This is a genomic window from Streptomyces sp. NPDC046881 (assembly GCF_040645015.1).
Lineage (GTDB): Bacteria > Actinomycetota > Actinomycetes > Streptomycetales > Streptomycetaceae > Streptomyces.
Genome location: NZ_JBEYXJ010000049.1, coordinates 21,878 through 41,603, shown reverse-complemented (window position 1 = coordinate 41,603; position 19,726 = coordinate 21,878). Strand labels below are relative to the sequence as shown.

The window sequence follows — 19,726 nt, the reverse complement described above, 5'->3', positions numbered from 1 at the left end:
TGCCACAGACTCGGCCGGTCCCGGCCCGCCGGACGGCCCATTCGGTAGGGTCGGCGGCGATGCACAAGACCCTGATCGTCACCAACGACTTCCCGCCCCGGCCGGGCGGCATCCAGGCCTTCCTGCACAACATGGCGCTCCGCCTGGACCCCGGCCGGCTGGTCGTCTACGCCTCCACCTGGAAGCGCGGCCGGGAGGGCGCCGAGGCCACCGCCGCCTTCGACGCCGAGCAGCCCTTCACCGTCGTACGCGACCGTACGACCATGCTGCTGCCCACCCCGGGGGCCACCCGGCGGGCGGTCGGGCTGCTCCGCGAGCACGGCTGCACCTCGGTGTGGTTCGGCGCGGCGGCCCCGCTCGGCCTGATGGCACCCGCGCTGCGCCGGGCCGGCGCCGAGCGGCTGGTGGCCACCACCCACGGCCACGAGGCCGGCTGGGCCCAGCTGCCCGCCGCCCGGCAGCTGCTGGGCCGGATCGGCGAGTCCACGGACACGATCACCTACCTCGGCGAGTACACCCGCTCCCGGATAGCGACCGCGCTCACGCCGGCCGCGGCCGGCCGCATGGTGCAGCTGCCGCCCGGGGTCGACGAGAAGACCTTCCACCCGGGCTCCGGCGGCGACGAGGTCCGCGCGCGGCTCGGGCTCACCGACCGGCCGGTCGTGGTCTGCGTCTCCCGCCTGGTGCCGCGCAAGGGCCAGGACACCCTGATCCGGGCCATGCCCCGCATCCTCGCCGCCGAGCCGGACACCGTCCTGCTGATCGTCGGCGGCGGTCCCTACGAGCAGGACCTGCGCCGCCTGGCCCGCGAGACGGGCGTCGCCGGCTCGGTCCGCTTCACCGGCGCCGTCCCCTGGGCGGAGCTGCCCGCCCACTACGGGGCCGGCGACGTCTTCGCCATGCCCTGCCGCACCCGCCGCGGCGGCCTCGACGTGGAGGGCCTCGGCATCGTCTACCTGGAGGCCTCCGCCACCGGCCTGCCCGTCGTCGCGGGCGACTCCGGCGGCGCCCCGGACGCGGTCCTGGAGGGCGAGACCGGCTGGGTGGTCCGGGGCGGCTCGGTCGAGCAGACGGCCGAGCGGATCGTCACCCTGCTGCGGGACCCCGAGCTGCGCCGGCGGATGGGCGCGCGCGGCCGGCAGTGGGTCGAGGAGAAGTGGCGCTGGGACCTGCTGGCGGAGAAGTTGAAAGCTCTGCTCTAGAAACCCGTCGCGGCCCTAGGCGGAACGGGAAAATCCGCACATGCTGCGCGCATGACAGCAAAACTGATGCAGCGTCAGCTGACCAGACGTCACATCCTCGGCATGGCGGCACTGCAGACGGCAGCCGCCCTCGGATTCACCCGCGTCGGGCTCCAGTCCGCCCGCGCGGCGGAACCCGCCCCCACCGACAACTCCCCGGCGATCGTGGTTGGTTCCGGATACGGCGGCGCGGTCGCCGCCCTCCGCCTCGGCCAGGCCGGCATCCGCACCCTCGTCCTGGAGATGGGCCGGCTGTGGAACACCGCCGGCGCCGACGGCAAGGTGTTCTGCTCCACCAGCGCCCCCGACCAGCGCTCCATGTGGTTCCGCACCCGCACCGAGGCGCCGCTCGCCAGCTTCCTCTGGCTGGACGTGGTCAACCGGGCCATCAGCCCCTACCCCGGAGTCCTCGACCGCGTGCACTACGACGCCATGTCGGTCTACGTCGGCCGGGGCGTCGGCGGCGGTTCCCTGGTCAACGGCGGCATGGCCGTCACCCCGCCGCGGTCCTACTTCGCCGAGCAGTTCCCGGCCGTGGACGCCGACGAGATGTACGGCACCTGGTTCCCGCGGGCCCGCGCCATGCTCGGCGTCAACTCCGTCGACCCGGCCTGGTTCGAGTCGACCGAGTGGTACCAGTTCACCCGCACCTCCCGGAAGGCCGCCGCCAACGCGGGCCTGAGAACCACCTTCGTGCCCAACGTCTACGACTTCGGCCACATGCAGCGCGAGGCCGCCGGTACGGCCGTGAAGTCCGCGCTCGCCGGCGAGGTCATCTACGGCAACAACCACGGCAAGCGCAGCCTCGACCAGACCTACCTGGCCGCCGCCCTCGGCACCGGCAACGTCACCATCCACACCCTGGAGAAGGTCACCTCGGTCAGCCGCACGGGCGACGGATCGTACGTGCTGACCGCCGACCGGATCGACGCCACCGGCGCGGTCGTGGAGCGGCGGCAGTACGGCTGCACGTACCTCTTCCTCGGCGGCGGCAGCCTCGGCACCACCGAACTCCTCGTCCGCGCCCGGGACACCGGCACCCTGCCGGACCTCGGGTCCGAGGTCGGCGCGGGCTGGGGCCCCAACGGCAACACCATGCTCGGCCGCGCCAACCACGTGTGGGACACCGTCGGCGCCCACCAGGCCACCATGCCCGTGATGGGCATCGACGACTGGGCCAACCCCGACAACCCGGTCTTCGCGGAGATCGCCCCGCTGCCCATGGGCTTCGAGCACTGGATCAGCCTGTACCTGGCGATCACCAAGAACCCCGAGCGGGCGACGTTCTCCTACGACACCTCGTCCGGGGCGGTGCGGCTCGGCTGGACCGCCGACCAGAGCGCCGTCTCCGTGCGCATGGCCAAGAAACTGTTCGACCGGATCAACGCGGCCAACGCCACGATCTACCGGTACGACCTGTTCGGCTCCGGGAGCAAGGTCTTCGCGGACGACTTCACCTACCACCCGCTCGGCGGCTGCGTGCTGGGCCGGGCCACCGACGCCTACGGGCGGGTGAAGGGATGCCCGCGGTTGTACGTCACCGACGGCTCGCTCGTCCCCGGGTCGATCGGCGTGAACCCGTTCGTCACCATCACGGCCCTCGCCGAACGCACCATGGCGCGGGTCCTCGCCGAGGACACCGCGCCATGAGGCACCGACCGGGTCACTTGGCGTAGATCGCCTCGATCTCGTCCGCGTAGTCCTTCGCCACCACGTTCCGCTTGAGCTTCAGCGACGGGGTGAGGTGGCCCGACTCCTCCGTGAACTGGGAGGACAGAATGCGGAACTTCCGCACCGATTCCGCCTTCGACACCGCGGCGTTGCCGTCGTCGACCGCCGCCTGGATCGCCGCGTTCAGATCCGGGTCGTCCTTCAGCGACGCCGCGGTGGCACCCGCCGGCTTGCCGTGCTCGGCGGCCCAACGGCCCAGGAACTCCTCGTCGACGGTGACCAGCGCGCCCACGAACGGCCGTCCGTCGCCCACCACCATGCACTCCGCGACCAGCGCGTGCGCCCGGATCCGGTCCTCGATCACCGCGGGGGCCACGTTCTTGCCGCCCGCCGTGACGATGATCTCCTTCTTCCGGCCGGTGATCCGCAGATAGCCGTCCTCGTCCAGGGTGCCGATGTCACCGGTGTGGAACCAGCCGTCGGCCAGCGCCTCCGCGGTCGCGCCCGGGTTGTTCCAGTACTCCTTGAACAGGTGCTCGCCGTGCAGCAGCACCTCGCCGTCGTCCGCGATCCGCACCACCGAGCCGGGCAGCGGCTGCCCGACCGTGCCGATCTTCTGCCGGTCCCACGGGTTGAACGCCGTCGCCGCACAGGACTCGGTCAGGCCGTAGCCCTCCAGCACGGTGAAGCCGATGCCCCGGAAGAAGTGCCCGAGCCGCTCGCCGAGGGGAGCCCCGCCGGAGATGGCGTACTCGCCCCGGCCGCCCAGGACCGCCCGCAGCTTGCTGAAGACCAGCTTGTCGAAGACCTTGTGCTTGATCTTCAGACCGAGCGACGGGCCCGACGGGCTGTCCAGCGCCTTGCTGTAGGCGATCGCCGTGTCCGCCGCCTTGTCGAAGATCGCGCCCTTGCCGTCCGCCTGCGCCTTGGCCCGCGCCGAGTTGTAGACCTTCTCGAAGACCCGCGGCACACCCAGGATCAGCGTCGGCCGGAACGCGGCCAGCTCGTCGGTGAGGTTCTTGATGTCCGGGACACAGCCCAGCTTGATCGGCGCCATCATCGGCGCGACCTGCACCAGCCGCCCGAAGACATGGGCGAGCGGCAGGAACAGCAGCACGGAGCACTCACCGGTGCGGAACAGCGGACGCAGCCGCTCCACCACGTTCCCGCACTCGGCGAAGAAGCTGCGGTGGGTGAGCACACAGCCCTTGGGGCGTCCGGTCGTGCCGCTCGTGTAGACGATGGTCGCCGGGTCGTCGGCCCGGGCCAGCGAGCTGCGCTCCTCCACCGTCCGGTCCGACACGTCCTGCCCGAGCCTGCCCAGCTCCGCCAGGCCGCCGGCCTCGATCTGCCAGACGTGCTTGAGCGCGGGCAGCGCCTCGCGCACGGACTCCACGGCCGCCGTGTGGTTGTCCAGCTCAGTGATGCAGGCGGTGGCGCCCGAGTCGGACAGGATCCACTGCACCTGCTCCGGCGAGCTGGTCTCGTACACCGGCACGGTGATCGCGCCGGCGCTCCAGATCGCGAAGTCCAGCAGCGTCCACTCGTACCGCGTGCGGGACATCAGGCCCACCCGGTCACCCGGCTGCACGCCGGAGGCGATGAGGCCCTTGGCGGCGGTGTGCACCTCGGCCAGGAACTCCCGGGCGGTCACGTCCTGCCAGGCACCTCCCCCGGACTTCGTCCGGGGGGACCCCCCCTTCGCTTCGCTCACCTTGCGGGCGATCACGGCGACGTCGGGATGCTGCGCGGCGTTTCTGCGGACGATGTCGGTCAGATTCCCGTCCGCGGGGACCTCGTACAAAGCCGGAAGGCTGAACTCGCGCAAGACTGCTGCTCCTCATAGGGCGCCGGCGCCACGACGTTGTGCGATGCGACGGTGCGGTCCAAGGCTCGGGCAAGTGCTCCGGAACAACATGACGATTCACATGTTGAAATCCTGAGCACGACTGGACTGCCCGGACGTTACCCGCCGGTATGGCGTCTACGACAGGGGGTCCCGGCGAGATGTTCGCTGCGTCACACACGCGGGCGTTCCTTTGCGCACAGTAGTCCACGGCCGAACCGACCGGCGAGTAACCGCAGGCCGGACCGGCACTGTTCACCTCCACCGCACACGCCTACGCTTGATCACCATGGCATCCACACGCTCCGGCAACCGGCGGACCCGCGTCCATGTCGTCAGCGACGTGCACGGCAACGCCCGTGACCTGGCCCGGGCCGGCGACGGTGCCGACGCCCTGATCTGCCTGGGCGACCTCGTCCTCTTCCTCGACTACGCCGACCACTCGCGCGGCATCTTCCCGGACCTGTTCGGCAAGGAGAACGCCGACCGCATCGTCGAGCTGCGCACCGCCCGCCGCTTGGCCGAGGCCCGCGAGTTCGGCGCCCGGCTGTGGAGCGGGATCGGCACCGACCGGGCCACGGCCATCGAGAAGGCCGTGCGCAAGCAGTACGCCGAACTCTTCGCCGCATTCCCCACGCCGACGTACGCCACCTACGGAAACGTCGACATGCCCCAGCTGTGGCCGGAGTACACCCGGCCCGGCACCACCGTCCTCGACGGCCAGCGGGTGGAGATCGGCGGCCGGGTCTTCGGCTTCGTCGGCGGCGGCCTGCGCACCCCGATGCGCACCCCGTACGAGATCAGCGACGAGGAGTACGCGGCGAAGATCGAGGCCGTCGGCGAGGTCGACGTGCTGTGCACCCACATCCCGCCCGAGGTGCCCGAGCTGGTGTACGACACCGTCGCGCGCCGCTTCGAGCGGGGCAGCCGGGCCCTGCTCGACGCCATCCGCCGCACCCGGCCCCGGTACGCGCTGTTCGGGCACGTCCACCAGCCGCTGGCCCGCCGGATGCGGATCGGCGCCACCGAGTGCGTGAACGTGGGGCACTTCGCCGGCACCGGCACGCCCTGGGCGCTCGAATGGTGAGGCACGCGGGCGCGGTGGAGGCGCCGGGGCGGCGGCGCGGTAGCCTTCACGCTGCACACACGTGCGCAGCCCGGCGCACACACACCTCTCCCACCGGCCCGCATCTGGAGGAGCCACCGCGATGGCGGAACACACCAGTTCGAGCATCACGATCGAGGCGGCTCCGGCCGACGTCATGGCGGTGATCGCCGACTTCGCGCGTTACCCGGACTGGACCGGCGAGGTGAAGGAGGCGGAGGTCCTCGCCACCGACGAGCAGGGGCGCGCCGAGCAGGTCCGCCTCGTCATGGACGCCGGTGCCATCAAGGACGACCAGACCCTCGCCTACACCTGGACCGGCGGCCACGAGGTCTCCTGGACCCTGGTCAGGTCCCAGATGCTCCGCTCCCTCGACGGCTCCTACCTGCTGAAGCCGGCCGGCGCGGGCGCCACCGAGGTCACCTACCGGCTGACGGTCGACGTCAAGATCCCCATGCTCGGCATGATCAAGCGCAAGGCGGAGAAGGTCATCATCGACCGCGCGCTGGCGGGCCTGAAGAAGCGGGTCGAGTCCGGGGAGAAGTAGTCGCTCCGGTCCGGTCAGCGCGCCCGGCGGTACCGTTCACCCTCATGCGCACCATCCTGATCACGGGCCCGGGCGGCAGCGGGCGCACGACCGTCGCCGCCGCCACCGCGCTCACCGCCGCCCGCGAAGGCCACCGCACCCTCCTGCTGAGCGCCGACGGCACGGACACCCCGGGCACGGCACTGGGCACCGCGACAGGACCGGCCCCCACCGCCGTCACCGAGAACCTCACCGCCTGGCGGCCCGACGCCGTCGCCCGGTTCCGTGCGGACCTCACCGCCTTCCAGACCCGCGCCGCGAGCGTCCTCGACCTCCTCGGCGCGGCCCGCCTGGACGCCGAGGAGGTCACCCCGCTGCCCGGCGCCGAGGAACTGTCCTTCCTGCGCGCGCTGCGCGACGCGGCCCTGTCCGAGCGGTACGACCTGCTCGTCGTCGACCTCCCGCCGCTCCCGCAGGCCCTCGCCCTGCTCGCCCTGCCCGAGGAGCTGCGCCGCTACCTGCGCCGCCTGCTGCCCCCCGAGCGGCAGGCCGCCCGCGCCCTGCGCCCGGTCCTCGGCCGGCTGGCCGGCGTCCCCATGCCCGCCGACTGGCTGTACGAGACGGCCGCCCGCTGGGACGTCGAACTGGCCGCCGTCGAGGCCGTCCTCACCGACCGGGACACCGCCGTACGCCTGGTCGCCGAACCCGGCCCGGCCGGCGCCGACGCCGTCCGCGCCGCGACCCTCGGCCTCGCCCTGCGCGGCCTGCCCACCGAGGCCCTGATCGCCAACCGGACCCTGCCCGACGCCGCCCCCGACAGCTGGCTCGGCTCGCTCCTCGCCCAGCAGCGCAAGACGCTCGCCGACTGGCGGGAGGCGTACGACGTCCACCCCGCCCCGCACCTGGGCCGCGACCCGCACGGCCCGGACGACCTCACCGCCCTCGCCGTACCCGCCGTCAACCCGGCGCCCACCCCGGTCGGGTGGCCCGTCACCGACCGGCTCGCCGAGGACGGCGTACTGGTCTGGCACCTCCCGCTGCCCGGCGCGATACGGGACGATCTGGACCTCGTCCGGCGCGGCGACGAACTCCTGATCACCGCGGGCCCGTTCCGCCGGATCGTTCCGTTGCCCTCCGCCCTGCGCCGCTGCACCGTCGCCGGCGCCGCCCTGCGCGACGGCGAGCTGCGCATCCGGTTCGCCCCCGACCCGGACCTGTGGCCCGCCGCGGGACGGTGAACGGGTACGCCCGTTCGGGTAACGTCGTAAAGGCGAACCGTAGTCAGGAGCCGCCATGAGCGAAGAGCGCCCCGCACCCGACCCTTCCGAGGAGGACCGGCCCAGGGCGACCGACGCCGACGCCTGGGCCACGGCCTGCGCCGAGGACCTCGCCGCCGAGCAGGCCCGCCGCCGCGACCGGCACGGCCCGCCGCCCGGATCCGCCGCCGAGGAACTGAAGAAGCTCGTGGACACGGTGGCCGACAAGCTGTCCGGCCTCCCGTCACCGCTCCTCGGCGGCCTCGCCGGACCCGCCGCCCAGCACATGGTGCGGCAGGTCGTCCAGCAGGCGAAGGCCGCCGTCGAGCCCGTCATAGACCGCAACCCGGACGTGTTCGACCACCTCGCCGCGGCCGGCAGCGAGCTGCTCGCCGCCTACCGCTCCGCCGTCCAGGCCCAGGAGCACCGCTGGACCGCCCGTACGGCCGACCCCGCGGGCGACGCCCGGGGGGACCGGCGCGACCCGGGTGAGGGCACCGGCCCGGGGGAGCGCATCGACCTGGACTGAAGCCCTGGCACGGCAGGGCCTCGGGTACGGTTGGCCGTAGCGGGGCTCGACCGAAACTGAGGGATTCATGGGACTCACCATCGGCGTCGACATCGGCGGCACGAAGATCGCGGCCGGCGTGGTCGACGAGGAAGGCAACATCCTCTCGACCTTCAAGGTGCCGACCCCCACCACGCCCGAGGCCATCGTGGACGCCATCGCCTCGGCGGTGGAGGGTGCGCGCGCCGGGCACGAGATCGTCGGCGTGGGCATCGGCGCGGCCGGTTACGTCAACCGCCAGCGGTCCACGGTGTACTTCGCGCCGAACATCGACTGGCGCAACGAGCCGCTCAAGGAGAAGGTCGAGGCCCGCACGGGCCTCCCGGTCGTGGTCGAGAACGACGCCAACGCCGCCGCCTGGGGCGAGTACAAGTTCGGCGCCGGCAAGGGCCACCGCAACGTCATCTGCATCACGCTCGGCACCGGCCTCGGCGGCGGCATCATCATCGGCAACAAGCTGCGCCGCGGCCACTTCGGCGTGGCCGCCGAGTTCGGCCACATCCGGATGGTCCCGGACGGCCTGCTGTGCGGCTGCGGCTCGCAGGGCTGCTGGGAGCAGTACGCCTCCGGCCGCGCCCTGGTCCGCTACGCCAAGCAGCGCGCCAACGCCACCCCCGAGCGCGCCGAGGTGCTGCTGTCGCTCGGCGACGGCACCCCCGAGGGCATCGAGGGCAAGCACATCTCCATGGCCGCCCGCCAGGGCTGCCCGGTCGCCGTGGACTCCTACCGCGAGCTGGCCCGCTGGGCCGGCGCCGGCCTCGCCGACCTGGCCTCCCTCTTCGACCCGTCCGCGTTCATCGTCGGCGGCGGCCTCTCGGACGAGGGCGACCTGGTCCTCGACCCGATCCGCACGTCGTACAAGCGCTGGCTGGTCGGCGCCAACTGGCGCCCGATGGCCGACGTGATCGCCGCCCAGCTGGGCAACAAGGCGGGCCTGGTCGGCGCGGCGGACCTGGCCCGGGAGCCGGACCCCGTCATGTGACATCCAGGGGCGCGGGGACCGTGTTCGCTCACGAACCCCGCGCCCCGAGTCGCGTGGCGCCCCGGCTGCGGGGCGTACATTGATCCACATGGAGCTGCTCCCCAACTCCCGTACGGAACCCGACGGTTCCGCGGTCATCAGGGTCCTGAGCTACAACATCCGCTCGATGCGGGACGACACGGCCGCCCTCGCCAGGGTGATCACCGCCTGCGCCCCCGACCTGGTCCTCGTCCAGGAGGCCCCGCGCTTCTTCCGGTGGCGCAAGAAGCTCGCCCGCCTGGCCGCCGCCTCCGGCCAGGTGATCCTCACCGGCGGAGCCACCGCCGCCGGCCCCGCGATCCTCTGCTCGCTCCGGGCCACCGTCGAGCGGACCGAGGACGTCCTCCTGCCGCTCACCCCCGGCCTCCACCGGCGCGGCCTGGCCACGGCGGTGGTCCGCTTCGGCGGCGCCCGCCTCGGCGTCGTCAGCTGTCACCTCAGCCTCCAGCAGGCCGAGCGCCACGAGCAGGGCGGCATGCTCCTCGACCGCCTCGCCGGACTGGGCGTGGAGCACGCCGTCGTCGGCGGCGACCTCAACGAACGCCCCGACGGCCGCACCTTCCGCCGCCTCGCCGACACCCTCCAGGACTGCCGTGCGACCGCTCCCTGGGGCGGTGAGTTCACCTCCACCGCCGCCGATCCCCACCAGCGCATCGACGCGGTCCTCGCCACCAAGGGCGTGCAGGTGCTCGGCTGCGGGGTCCCCCTGGACCAGCCCGGCATCACCCGGTCCGACCTGACCGCGGCCACGGACCACCTCCCGGTACTGGCCGCCCTCCGCGTCCCGGCCGCCGGATTGAACTAAGTACAGGAAACCTCTTGCCCCCTCGGGCGAGGGTGCCCTACGGTCCTTCCTGTACTTAGTTCAAGTCCGCCGCTACGGCACCAGGGGGAACCGATGTCGTACGAGAAACTGTCCGCGTTCGTGACGGCCACCGCGCAGGAGTACGGGATACCCGGCGCCGCCGTCGGCATCCTCGCCGGCGGCCGGGAGAGCCTGATCACCCACGGCGTGACCAGCGCCGAGCACCCGCTGCCCGTCGACGGGCGGACCCTCTTCCATCTGGCCTCGGTCACCAAGAGCTTCACCGCGACCGCGCTGATGCGCCTGGCCGAACAGGGGGGCGTGGACCTGGCCGCACCGGTGCGCCGGTACGTCCCCGACCTGCGGCTCGCCGACGCGGAGGCCGCCGCGCGGATCACCGTGCTGCAGCTGCTCAACCACACCGCGGGCCTGGACTGGAACCTGGTCGATGCCGACGAGGCCGACGGCTCGCTCGCCGCCTGGACCGCCCAGCTGGACCGGCTGCCGCTGATCGCGCCGCCCGGCGCCCGCGCCTCCTACAGCCAGGCCGGCTACAACCTGCTCGGCCGGGTGATCGAGAACGTCACCGGGCTGCCGTTCGAGAAGGCCCTGGCCGAGCTGGTCCTGGAACCGCTGGGCCTCCACGACACCGTCTTCGACCTGGACGACGTCGTGGTCCGGCGCTTCGCCGTCGGCCACCACCGCGCCGCGGACGGCACCCTCGCCCCGGCCCGCCCCTGGAAGTCCTGGCGGGCCGGGACCCGCGGCAACAACCCCGGCGGCGGCATCGTCTCCTCGGCGGGCGACCTGCTGCGCTGGGCCCGGTTCCAACTGGGCGACGGGGACGGCCTGCTGTCCGCCGGGACGCTCGACCGGATGCGGCGGCCGACCGTCGAGCTGCGGGGGAGCACGCTCGGCGACGCCTTCGGGATCTGCTGGTTCGTGCGGGACGTCGACGGGGTCCGCACGATCGGGCACGGGGGCTCGGGCAACGGCCAGTTCGCCGAGCTGCTGCTGGTGCCGGAGCACGACTTCGCCGTCGTCTCGCTGGCCAACTCGGGGCCCGACGGCCACCTGTTCAACCAGGCCGTGCTGAAGCGGGCGCTGGAGCTGTACCTCGGCGTGGTCGAGCGGGAGCCGGAGCCGCTGCCGCACGACGAGGGGCGGGCGAGGGAGGTCGCCGGGCGGTACGAGATCGACGCGATGAACCTCGACATCGTCGCCGAGGACGGCCGGCTCACGCTCGCCGTCGGCATCAAGCCGGAGATCCGCGCCGCCTCCGACGTGGAGATGCCCCCGGACCACCCGGCCGCCGCGATCGGCTTCCTGCCCGGCGCCGTCGACGAGTACGTCGTCACGGAGGGCGGCCTGACGGGCCAGCGCGGCTTCTTCTCCCGCGCGGCGGACGGCACGGTGACGGGCGTCGACCTGGCGGGCCGCCTCTTCGGCCGCACGGCGTAGCCGCGCGCCGGTGTCGGTCAGGCGCCCTCGGGGCGCAGCCCGGCGAGCAGGGCCCGCAGCCCCGCCGCGTAGCTGCCGTCGGGCGCGGCCGCGTACTCCGTGGCCGCCGACGTGCCCAGGCGCGCCCGCAGCCGGGGGAACGCGGCAGCCGCCTCGGCCGCCTGGGCCAGGGTCTCGCGGAACCGCTCCTCGCTGTCGCCCCCGGCCCGCCGCACCTTGCGGGTCAGGGACGCCGTGGCGGACGCCCCCAGCGCGTTGCCCAGGACGTACGTGACCACCGCGCCGGCGGCCCGGTCGGCCTCCTCGGGCGGGAACCCGGCGGTCTCGAAGACGCCGAGGAGGTGGTCGTCGTAGCGGGCCTTGCCGGTGCCGTACAGGAGATGGGAGCTGACGGCCTGGATCAGCCAGGGGTGGCGGACCAGCGTCGCGTACAGGCCGTCGGCCATCGCGGTGGCGGTGCCGCGCCAGTCGGCCGGGTCCAGCGGCGGCAGGGCGACCTCCCGCCACACCTCGTCGGCGACCATCAGTACCAGGTCGTCCTTGTTCTTGACGTGCCAGTAGACGGCCGTCGCGGCGACCCCGAGCCGCCGGCCGAGACTGCGCATGTTCAGGCCTTCGAGGCCCTCCTCGTCCAGCAGTTCCACGGCGGTGCGGACGATGGTCCCCAGCGTGAGCGTGTCGCGCGGCATGGCCACACGATAGCCAGCGGGCCGCGCCCTGTACAAAGTTCAGGTCGCGGCCCCGGTGCTCTCGTCCGGCGTCAGACGACCGCCCCGCGCCCGGGGTCGTCGTCCTCCTCGTCGTCCGTCCGCATCCGCGCCACGAGCGTCACGAAGCCGCCCAGGAAGCCGCCGATGCCGGCGGTCGCCAGCCACCAGGTCATCTCCCAGCCGAGCAGCACCGCCAGCAGGAGCAGGACGGGACCGCCGACCACCCCGAGCCAGGCGAACCTGGCGGTGGTGTCCGCGGTCGGCAGCGGCGGCGGCTCCGGCGGTACGAAGTGGCCCTCGTCGTCCTCGTCGAAGTCGTCGTCGGACGGCTCGGCCACCGTGTGATCGCGCGGGCCGACCCCGGGCGCGAAGGAGACGGAGCCGCCGAGCGGCCGGGCGGCCGGCCGGCCCGCGGATTCCTCCGCCTCGCCCCCGGCGTCGCCGTCGGGCTCCGGCACCGGCTCCTTCGCCGGTTCCGGCACCGGCTCCTTCGCCAGGTGCTTCTCCAGCAGCGCCAGGTCCTCCACCGGCTTGAACGGCCGGGCACCCGGCGGGTCCGGCGGCTCCTCGCCGTACCCGGCGACGATGGCCCGCCAGGCGGCGTCCTCGTCGAACGGCACCTCCTGCTTGTCCGGCTCGCGGACCTCCTGGCCGTCGAGGTCCTCACGGCCCTCGCGGTCCTCACGGCCCTCACGGTCGGAGTCGTGCTCAGCCAACTGCGGCCGTCCCTTCCTTGCCGACACTGGGTGCGAGCCGGCCGATGAAGGCGAGGCTCTCCTCGCAGATCCGGTCCGCATCCTCGTCCAACGTCGCCACGTGGTAGCTGTGTTCCAGCACGATCTCGGTGACGTCCGTGGACGACACCCGGCTCAGCACCCGCGCCGAGTCGGCCGCCGGCACGACGTGGTCCCGGGCGCTGCGCAGCAGCAGCAACGGCTGGGTGACCTGGGGCAGCTCGCCGTCCAGCCGGCGCAGGAACACCCGCAGCGAGTGCGCCGCGTGCAGCGGCACCCGGTCGTAGCCCAGTTCGGCCGCGCCCTCCTTGGCGATGTCGCTGGCGATGCCCCTGGTCGTGCGCACCAGGTGCCGGGCGACCGGGAGGGCGTACGCGGACAGGCCGTGCACCCGGTTCGCCGGGTTGACCACCACCGCGCCCGCGACCCGCTCGCCGTGCCGGGCCGCGAGTCTGAGGGCCAGCGCGCCGCCCATCGACAGGCCCGCGACGAAGACCCGGGAGCAGCGCTCGGCGAGCAGGCGCAGCTCGCGGTCCACCTCCGCGTACCAGTCCTGCCAGGTGGTGAGCTGCATGTCCTCCCAGCGGGTGCCGTGGCCGGGCAGCAGCGGCAGGGACACGGTCAGGCCGTGGGCCGCGTGGTGCTCCGCCCAGGGACGCAGCGACTGGGGGGAACCGGTGAAACCGTGGCAGAGGAGGACCCCCACGTCCCCGCCGTGGTGGCGGTACGGCTCGGCTCCGGGGAGAACTGGCATGTGCTTCACCGTACGCGACCGCACTGACACCGACCAGGGTCGTCGGGCTCATTGACGGTCCCCCGGGTTAAGGTCTCTCCGACGGAAACAGGAGGCACACGGGTGTTGTACGGCACGATGAAGGTCGCCATCGGCGGGCCGCTGAAGGTCGCCTTCAGGCCTTGGGTGGAGGGCCTGGAGAACGTTCCGGCCACGGGCCCGGCCATCCTGGCCAGTAATCACCTGTCCTTCTCGGACTCGTTCTTCCTGCCGGCGGTGCTGGACCGCAAGGTCACGTTCATCGCCAAGGCCGAGTACTTCACCACCCCGGGCGTGAAGGGCCGGCTCACCGCGGCCTTCTTCAAGGGCGTCGGCCAGCTCCCGGTGGACCGCTCCGGGGCGCGCGGCGCCGGCGAGGCGGCGATCCGCAGCGGCATAGAGGTGCTGGAGCGCGGCGAGCTGTTCGGCATCTACCCGGAGGGCACCCGCTCGCCGGACGGCCGGCTGTACCGGGGCAAGCCCGGCGGCCTCGCGCGCGTGGCGCTCGCCACCGGCGCGCCGGTCATCCCGGTCGCCATGATCGACACGGAGAAGATCCAGCCGCCCGGCAAGGTGATGCCGAAGCTGATGCGGCCCGGCATCCGCATCGGCGAGCCCCTGGACTTCAGCCGCTACCAGGGCATGGAGCACGACCGGTTCGTGCTGCGCGCCGTGACCGACGAGGTCATGTACGAGATCATGAAGCTCTCCGGCCAGGAGTACGTCGACATGTACGCCACCGCCGCCAAGCGGCAGATAGCCGAGGCGGCGAAGGCGGCCAAGGAGGCCGAGAAGGCCCAGAAGGCCGGGAAGAAGCAGGACGAGTCCTAGACGGGGGCACGACAAGGGGGAGCCGGGGGGACCGGGGGACATGCCCAAGCGCGAGCGCGTCATGCGGATGTCGGTCGAGCTGCCGTTGTGGCGCGCGCTCGCCGGCTACCGCGTCCTGACCATGCTGTACGCCATCGGCCTGTGCGCCACCGCGTACGACCACTTCCGCCGGCCCTGGGTCGCCGTCGCCTACTACGGGGTCCTGCTGGTGTGGACCCTCGCCACCCTGCCCAAGCTGGCCAACGCGGCGAGCTGCACCCGGCGTTTCCTCGCCGTGGACCTGACCATCGCCCTCGCCGGCATCCTGCTCACCCGGGTCGCCGACAGCCACGAGCGGATCGCGGGCGGCGGCCCCACCCTGCCGTCGATATGGACCGCGGGCGCGGTGCTGACCTTCGCCATCAAGGGCGGCTGGCGCTGGGCGGCCGTCGCCTCCACGGCCGTGGCCGCCGTCAACCTGGTCGAGCGCGGCCACCCCGCCCGGGACACCGTGCACAACGTGATCCTCGTCTGGGTGGCCTCCATCGCGATCGGCTACGTCGTGGAGGTGGCCCGCGCCTCCGAGCGCACCCTCGCCCGCGCCCTGGAGATCGAGGCCGCGACCCGGGAGCGGGAGCGGCTGGCCCGGGACATCCACGACAGCGTGCTGCAGGTGCTGGCGATGGTGAAGCGCCGGGGCGCGGCCCTCGGCGGCGAGGCGGCCGAGCTGGGCCGGCTGGCCGGGGAGCAGGAGGTGGCCCTGCGCACGCTGGTGTCGGGCGGTCTGGTCCCGGTGTCCAGGGTCTCGGAGGACCTGGCGGCCGGCGCCGTCGTCCGCGCGGTGGAGGAGCCGGACCCGCAGGACCCGGCCGGCCCGGTCGACCTGCGCGCCCTGCTCGCCCGGCACGCCTGCGCCCGGGTCAGCCTCGCCGAGCCCGGCGCCCCGGTGCTGCTGCCGCCGGCCGCGGCCCGCGAGGTGGCCGCCGCGGTCGGGGCCGCCCTGGACAACGTGCGCCGGCACGCCGGGGACGGGGCGCGGGCCTGGATCCTGGTGGAGGACGAGCCGGACGAGATCGTCGTCACCGTCCGGGACGACGGCCCCGGCATTCCCGAGGGCCGGCTCGCCCAGGCCGAGGGGGAGGGCCGGCTCGGGGTGGCCCTGTCCATCCGGGGCCGGCTGCGTGACCTCGGCGGCAGCGCCGAGATCGTCTCGGTGCCCGGGCAGGGCACGGAAGTCGAACTGAAGGTACCGAAGGGCGCCGTGCGGGCGCGGGGGAAGAAGGCGGAGCAGCGATGACGCAGCAGCAGGACACGATCAGGGTCATGGTGGTGGACGACCACCCGATGTGGCGTGACGCGGTCGCCCGCGACCTGGCCGAGTCCGGCTTCGAGGTGGTCGCCACCGCCGGCGACGGCGAGCAGGCGGTCCGCCGCGCCAGGGCCGCCGCCCCGGACGTCCTGGTGCTGGACCTCAACCTGCCCGCCAAGCCGGGTGTCCAGGTGTGCAAGGAACTCGTGGGCCACAACCCGGCGTTGCGGGTTCTGGTCCTCTCGGCGAGCGGCGAGCACGCGGACGTGCTGGAGGCCGTGAAGTCCGGCGCGACCGGCTATCTGCTGAAGTCGGCCTCCACCGAGGAACTGCTGGACGCGGTGCGCCGTACCGCCGTGGGCGACCCGGTGTTCACGCCGGGGCTCGCCGGGCTGGTCCTCGGCGAGTACCGGCGGCTGGCCGCCGAGCCGGTGCCCGCCCCGGACGCCGACGAGCCGGGCGCGCCCCGGCTGACGGACCGGGAGACCGAGGTGCTGCGGCTGGTGGCGAAGGGCCTGAGCTACAAGCAGATCGCCGAACGCCTCGTCATCTCCCACCGCACGGTCCAGAACCACGTCCAGAACACGCTCGGCAAGCTGCAACTGCACAACAGGGTGGAGCTCGTGCGGTACGCGATCGAGCGCGGACTCGACGACGAGTAGCGCTTCCGAATCACCCTTCCCGCCTCTCCCGATGTGACGCGGATCACCACTAGCGTGACTCTCTGTCAGGAAACCGCGGTGAAGGGACAATTCCATGCGGGTCGGAGTACTGACCGGAGGCGGCGACTGCCCCGGGCTCAACGCCGTCATCCGGGCCATCGTGCGCAAGGGCGTACAGGAGTACGGCTATGACTTCGTCGGCTTCCGGGACGGCTGGCGCGGACCTCTCGAAGGCGACAGCGTGCGCCTCGACATCCCCGCGGTGCGCGGCATCCTGCCCCGCGGCGGCACCGTCCTCGGCTCCTCGCGCACCAACCCCCTCAAGGTGGACGACGGTGTCCGCCGTATCAAGGAGAACCTGGCCAAGCAGGAGGTCGACGCCCTCGTCACGATCGGCGGCGAGGACACCCTGGGCGTCGCCGCGCGGCTGTCCGACGAGTACGGCGTGCCGTGCGTCGGCGTGCCCAAGACGATCGACAACGACCTGTCCGCCACCGACTACACCTTCGGCTTCGACACCGCGGTCGGCATCGCCACCGAGGCCATCGACCGGCTGCACACCACCGCCGAGTCCCACATGCGGGTCCTCGTCTGCGAGGTGATGGGCCGGCACGCCGGCTGGATCGCCCTCCACTCGGGCCTCGCCGGCGGTGCCAACGTGATCCTCATCCCCGAGCAGCGCTTCGACCTCGACCAGGTGTGCGCCTGGATCACCTCCCGCTTCCGGGCCTCGTACGCGCCGATCGTGGTCGTCGCCGAGGGCGCCATGCCGAAGGACGGCGAGATGGTGCTCAAGGACCAGTCGCTGGACTCCTTCGGGCACGTCCGGCTCTCCGGGGTCGGCGAGTGGCTGGCCAAGGAGATCGAGAAGCGCACCGGCAAGGAGGCCCGCACCACCGTCCTCGGCCACATCCAGCGCGGCGGCACCCCCAGCGCCTTCGACCGCTGGCTCGCCACCCGCTTCGGTCTGCACGCCATCGACTGCGTCCACGACGGCGACTTCGGCACGATGGTCGCCCTGCGCGGCACCGACATCGTCCGCGTCCCGATCTCCGAGGCCACCGCCAGGCTGAAGACGGTGGACCCGAAGCTGTACGAGGAGGTCGGGGTCTTCTTCGGCTGACGGCGGCCCCCGGCGGCTACACGGTCGTGCGGCGCAGCTGACCGATCAGCTCCCGTACGACCGCGGCCCCGTTCAGCGTCAGCACCGACTCGGGGTGGAACTGCACGCCCGCGAAACCGGGGCCGCGCAGCGCGTGCACCTCCCCGTTCTCCGCCCGGCTCACCTCCACCCCGTGCGCGGCCAGCTCCCGGGCCGCGTCCTCGTCGCAGCGCGCCACGAAGCTGTTGTAGAAACCGACGGTCTCGCTCCGCCCGAACAGGTCGATCCGGGTCTGCGCCCCCTGGTACGGCACCTCCTTGCGGACGATCTCCAGGCCCAGCTCGGCCGCGAGCAGCTCGTGCCCGAGGCAGACGCCCAGCACCCCGTGCGGATGGCTGCGGACCACCTCGGCGGCCAGGCCGCGCAGGAACCGCATCTTGGGATCGGCGAGGTCACGGGGGTCACCGGGACCGGGGCCCAGGACGACCGGCCCCCGGTGGTCGAGCACCGCCTCCCGCAGCCCGGGCTCGTCGTAGCGCCGTACGGTCACGTCGAGCCCGCCCGAGCGCAGGACGTGCGCCAGCATCGCGGTGAAGGTGTCCTCGCCGTCCACGACGAGGGCATGGCCCGCCAGGGCGTCGGACCGCTCCTGCATCCGCAGCCAGAACGGGGCGAGCCCGGCCCGGCGCCCGTCCAGCGCGGCCCGCACCCGCGGGTCGTCGGCCAGCCGGGGCCGCTCCCGCTCCCGGCGCGGCCGGGCCGGCCCCACCCCGAGGGCGGCCAGCACGCCCGCCGCCTTCGCGTGGGTCTCCGCGACCTCGCCGGCCGGATCGGAGCCGCGCACCAGCGTCGCCCCGACGGGCACGCGCAGCCGGCCGTCGGCGTCGATGTCGGCGGTGCGGATAAGGATGGGGGAGTCGAGGGTCTGCGCGCCCCCGGAGTCCCGGCCGAGCAGCGCCAGCGCACCGGCGTAGTACCCGCGCCCGCCCACTTCGTGCCGCTCGATCACCCGGCAGGCGTTCTGCACCGGCGAACCGGTGACGGTCGCCGCGAACATCGTCTCCCGCAGCACCTCGCGCGCGTCCAGGGAGGACTTCCCGCGCAGCTCGTACTCGGTGTGCGCGAGGTGCGCCATCTCCTTCAGCCGCGGGCCGACGACGACCCCGCCCATGTCGCCGACGGTGCACATCATCTTCAGCTCCTCGTCGACCACCATCGACAGCTCCTCGATCTCCTTGCCGTCGGCGAGGAACCGGAGCAGGTGCTCCGGCGTGGGCCCCTCGGCGGGATAGCGGTACGTCCCGCTGATCGGGTTCATCACCACCGTTCCGCCGCTCATCCGGACGTGCACCTCCGGGCTCGCCCCGACCAGCGTGCGGTCCCCGGTGTGCACGACGAACGTCCAGTACGCGCCCCGCTCGCCCGCCAGCAGCCGCCGGAACAGCGCGAGCGCGTCCGCGCGGCCGAAGCCGGCGATCTCGCCCCGGTACGTGCGCCGGATCACGAAGTTCGCGCCCTCGCCCCGGCCGATCTCCTCGTGCAGCACCCGCCCGACGATCTCGCCGTACTCCTCGTCGCCGACGTCGAAGCCCCCGCCCTCGACCCGCACCTCGTGCGCCGGCAGCTGGGAGAGCGCGTCGGCGAGCGGGATCTCGTACGACTCCTCGGGGGTCAGCACCAGCAGCGGGGTGCCGTCGTCGCGGACGTCGAAGCCCCGCTCGCGCAGCTGCCGGAACGGCACGAGGGCGAGCCCCTCGTCGGGCAGGTCGGCGAGCCGGTCCCGGCTGGTCACCGGGCCGAGCAGCACCTCCACCGGGTGCTCGTCGCGGCCCGGCGCGCGGCGGCGCAGCAGGGCGAAGGGGCGGGGGTCGTGCAGCAGCTGTGCCAGGTCCATGGTTCCTCTTCCGTCGGTGACTCGGTGAGGAGGAACGGCCCCGGAGAACGCCGAAGGCCGCCCCTCGGGCGGCCTTCGCGAAGTCGGTGGTACGCGCGATCAGTGGGCCGCCGGAGAAGCGGTCCACCACCAGTTCTGGATCGACGGCGCGAACATGCGGGGAACCCTACCGCATGTCCGCACTCTGTATGCCGTGTCTCATTACCTGAGCACCGGCGGGAAGGGGTGACATC

At 73.1% G+C, this 19,726-nt stretch carries 19 protein-coding genes; 13 read left to right on the top strand and 6 right to left on the bottom strand.

Going from position 1 to position 19,726, the window contains the following annotated elements; genetic code table 11:
- Positions 1–59: 59 nt before the first annotated feature.
- Positions 60–1,202, top strand: a complete 1,143-nt coding sequence (locus tag ABZ923_RS23080) for a glycosyltransferase family 4 protein (RefSeq protein WP_361474869.1) — start codon at positions 60–62, stop codon at positions 1,200–1,202.
- A 102-nt stretch (positions 1,203–1,304) separates the two neighbouring features.
- A complete protein-coding gene (locus ABZ923_RS23075; RefSeq protein WP_361474901.1) occupies positions 1,305–2,891 on the top strand; it encodes a GMC oxidoreductase in 1,587 nt (528 codons plus the stop codon).
- Positions 2,892–2,904: 13 nt separating this feature from the next.
- Here ABZ923_RS23075 and ABZ923_RS23070 read toward each other — a convergent pair whose 3' ends face one another.
- On the bottom strand, positions 2,905–4,740 hold the full coding sequence (locus tag ABZ923_RS23070; RefSeq protein WP_361474867.1) for an AMP-dependent synthetase/ligase: 1,836 nt from the start codon (positions 4,738–4,740) through the stop codon (positions 2,905–2,907).
- A 307-nt stretch (positions 4,741–5,047) separates the two neighbouring features.
- Here ABZ923_RS23070 and ABZ923_RS23065 point away from each other — a divergent pair, with 307 nt between their 5' ends.
- From ABZ923_RS23065 to ABZ923_RS23035, 7 genes are all read left to right on the top strand, one after another.
- Positions 5,048–5,845, top strand: a complete 798-nt coding sequence (locus ABZ923_RS23065) for a metallophosphoesterase (RefSeq protein ID WP_361474865.1) — start codon at positions 5,048–5,050, stop codon at positions 5,843–5,845.
- Positions 5,846–5,966: 121 nt separating this feature from the next.
- Positions 5,967–6,410 (top strand): SRPBCC family protein, encoded by a 444-nt coding sequence (locus tag ABZ923_RS23060; protein ID WP_361474863.1) that lies wholly within the window; start codon positions 5,967–5,969, stop codon positions 6,408–6,410.
- Positions 6,411–6,454: 44 nt separating this feature from the next.
- Positions 6,455–7,627, top strand: coding sequence for an ArsA-related P-loop ATPase (locus tag ABZ923_RS23055; RefSeq protein ID WP_361474861.1), 1,173 nt, complete (start codon positions 6,455–6,457; stop codon positions 7,625–7,627).
- Positions 7,628–7,682: 55 nt separating this feature from the next.
- The gene (locus ABZ923_RS23050) at positions 7,683–8,174 is read left to right on the top strand and encodes a DUF5304 domain-containing protein (protein ID WP_361474859.1); all 492 of its coding nucleotides are present in this window, start codon (positions 7,683–7,685) and stop codon (positions 8,172–8,174) included.
- 67 nt (positions 8,175–8,241) lie between these two features.
- Entirely contained in the window at positions 8,242–9,195 is a 954-nt protein-coding gene (locus ABZ923_RS23045; RefSeq protein WP_361474857.1) for an ROK family glucokinase, read from the top strand.
- 88 nt (positions 9,196–9,283) lie between these two features.
- Positions 9,284–10,039: an endonuclease/exonuclease/phosphatase family protein gene (locus ABZ923_RS23040; protein WP_361474855.1), complete on the top strand. Its 756-nt coding sequence runs from the start codon at positions 9,284–9,286 to the stop codon at positions 10,037–10,039.
- A 93-nt stretch (positions 10,040–10,132) separates the two neighbouring features.
- The gene (locus ABZ923_RS23035; RefSeq protein ID WP_361474853.1) at positions 10,133–11,500 is read left to right on the top strand and encodes a serine hydrolase domain-containing protein; all 1,368 of its coding nucleotides are present in this window, start codon (positions 10,133–10,135) and stop codon (positions 11,498–11,500) included.
- 17 nt (positions 11,501–11,517) lie between these two features.
- On the opposite strand, the gene ABZ923_RS23030 is transcribed toward ABZ923_RS23035, so the two are convergent.
- The 3 genes from ABZ923_RS23030 to ABZ923_RS23020 form a co-directional block, all read right to left on the bottom strand.
- On the bottom strand, positions 11,518–12,189 hold the full coding sequence (locus tag ABZ923_RS23030; protein ID WP_361474851.1) for a TetR/AcrR family transcriptional regulator C-terminal domain-containing protein: 672 nt from the start codon (positions 12,187–12,189) through the stop codon (positions 11,518–11,520).
- A gap of 71 nt (positions 12,190–12,260) precedes the next feature.
- Complete coding sequence (locus ABZ923_RS23025) at positions 12,261–12,926, bottom strand: hypothetical protein (protein ID WP_361474849.1); 666 nt, start codon at positions 12,924–12,926, stop codon at positions 12,261–12,263.
- On the bottom strand, positions 12,919–13,698 hold the full coding sequence (locus tag ABZ923_RS23020; RefSeq protein WP_361474847.1) for an alpha/beta fold hydrolase: 780 nt from the start codon (positions 13,696–13,698) through the stop codon (positions 12,919–12,921). The genes ABZ923_RS23025 and ABZ923_RS23020 overlap by 8 nt, the downstream gene beginning before the upstream one ends.
- 117 nt (positions 13,699–13,815) lie before the next feature.
- Here ABZ923_RS23020 and ABZ923_RS23015 point away from each other — a divergent pair, with 117 nt between their 5' ends.
- The 4 genes from ABZ923_RS23015 (at position 13,816) to ABZ923_RS23000 (ending at position 17,620) form a co-directional block, all read left to right on the top strand.
- The gene (locus ABZ923_RS23015; protein WP_361474899.1) at positions 13,816–14,547 is read left to right on the top strand and encodes a lysophospholipid acyltransferase family protein; all 732 of its coding nucleotides are present in this window, start codon (positions 13,816–13,818) and stop codon (positions 14,545–14,547) included.
- A 40-nt stretch (positions 14,548–14,587) separates the two neighbouring features.
- Positions 14,588–15,823, top strand: coding sequence for a DUF5931 domain-containing protein (locus tag ABZ923_RS23010; RefSeq protein WP_361474845.1), 1,236 nt, complete (start codon positions 14,588–14,590; stop codon positions 15,821–15,823).
- The gene (locus ABZ923_RS23005; RefSeq protein WP_361474843.1) at positions 15,820–16,497 is read left to right on the top strand and encodes a response regulator transcription factor; all 678 of its coding nucleotides are present in this window, start codon (positions 15,820–15,822) and stop codon (positions 16,495–16,497) included. The genes ABZ923_RS23010 and ABZ923_RS23005 overlap by 4 nt, the downstream gene beginning before the upstream one ends.
- A 94-nt stretch (positions 16,498–16,591) precedes the next feature.
- The gene (locus tag ABZ923_RS23000) at positions 16,592–17,620 is read left to right on the top strand and encodes a 6-phosphofructokinase (RefSeq protein ID WP_361474841.1); all 1,029 of its coding nucleotides are present in this window, start codon (positions 16,592–16,594) and stop codon (positions 17,618–17,620) included.
- 16 nt (positions 17,621–17,636) lie between these two features.
- Here the strand turns inward: ABZ923_RS23000 and ABZ923_RS22995 are convergent, their stop codons facing one another.
- Positions 17,637–19,493 (bottom strand): anthranilate synthase family protein, encoded by a 1,857-nt coding sequence (locus ABZ923_RS22995; protein WP_361474839.1) that lies wholly within the window; start codon positions 19,491–19,493, stop codon positions 17,637–17,639.
- Between the two features lie 99 nt (positions 19,494–19,592).
- Positions 19,593–19,649, bottom strand: coding sequence for a trp operon leader peptide (locus ABZ923_RS22990; protein WP_079060191.1), 57 nt, complete (start codon positions 19,647–19,649; stop codon positions 19,593–19,595).
- Positions 19,650–19,726: the final 77 nt, after the last annotated feature.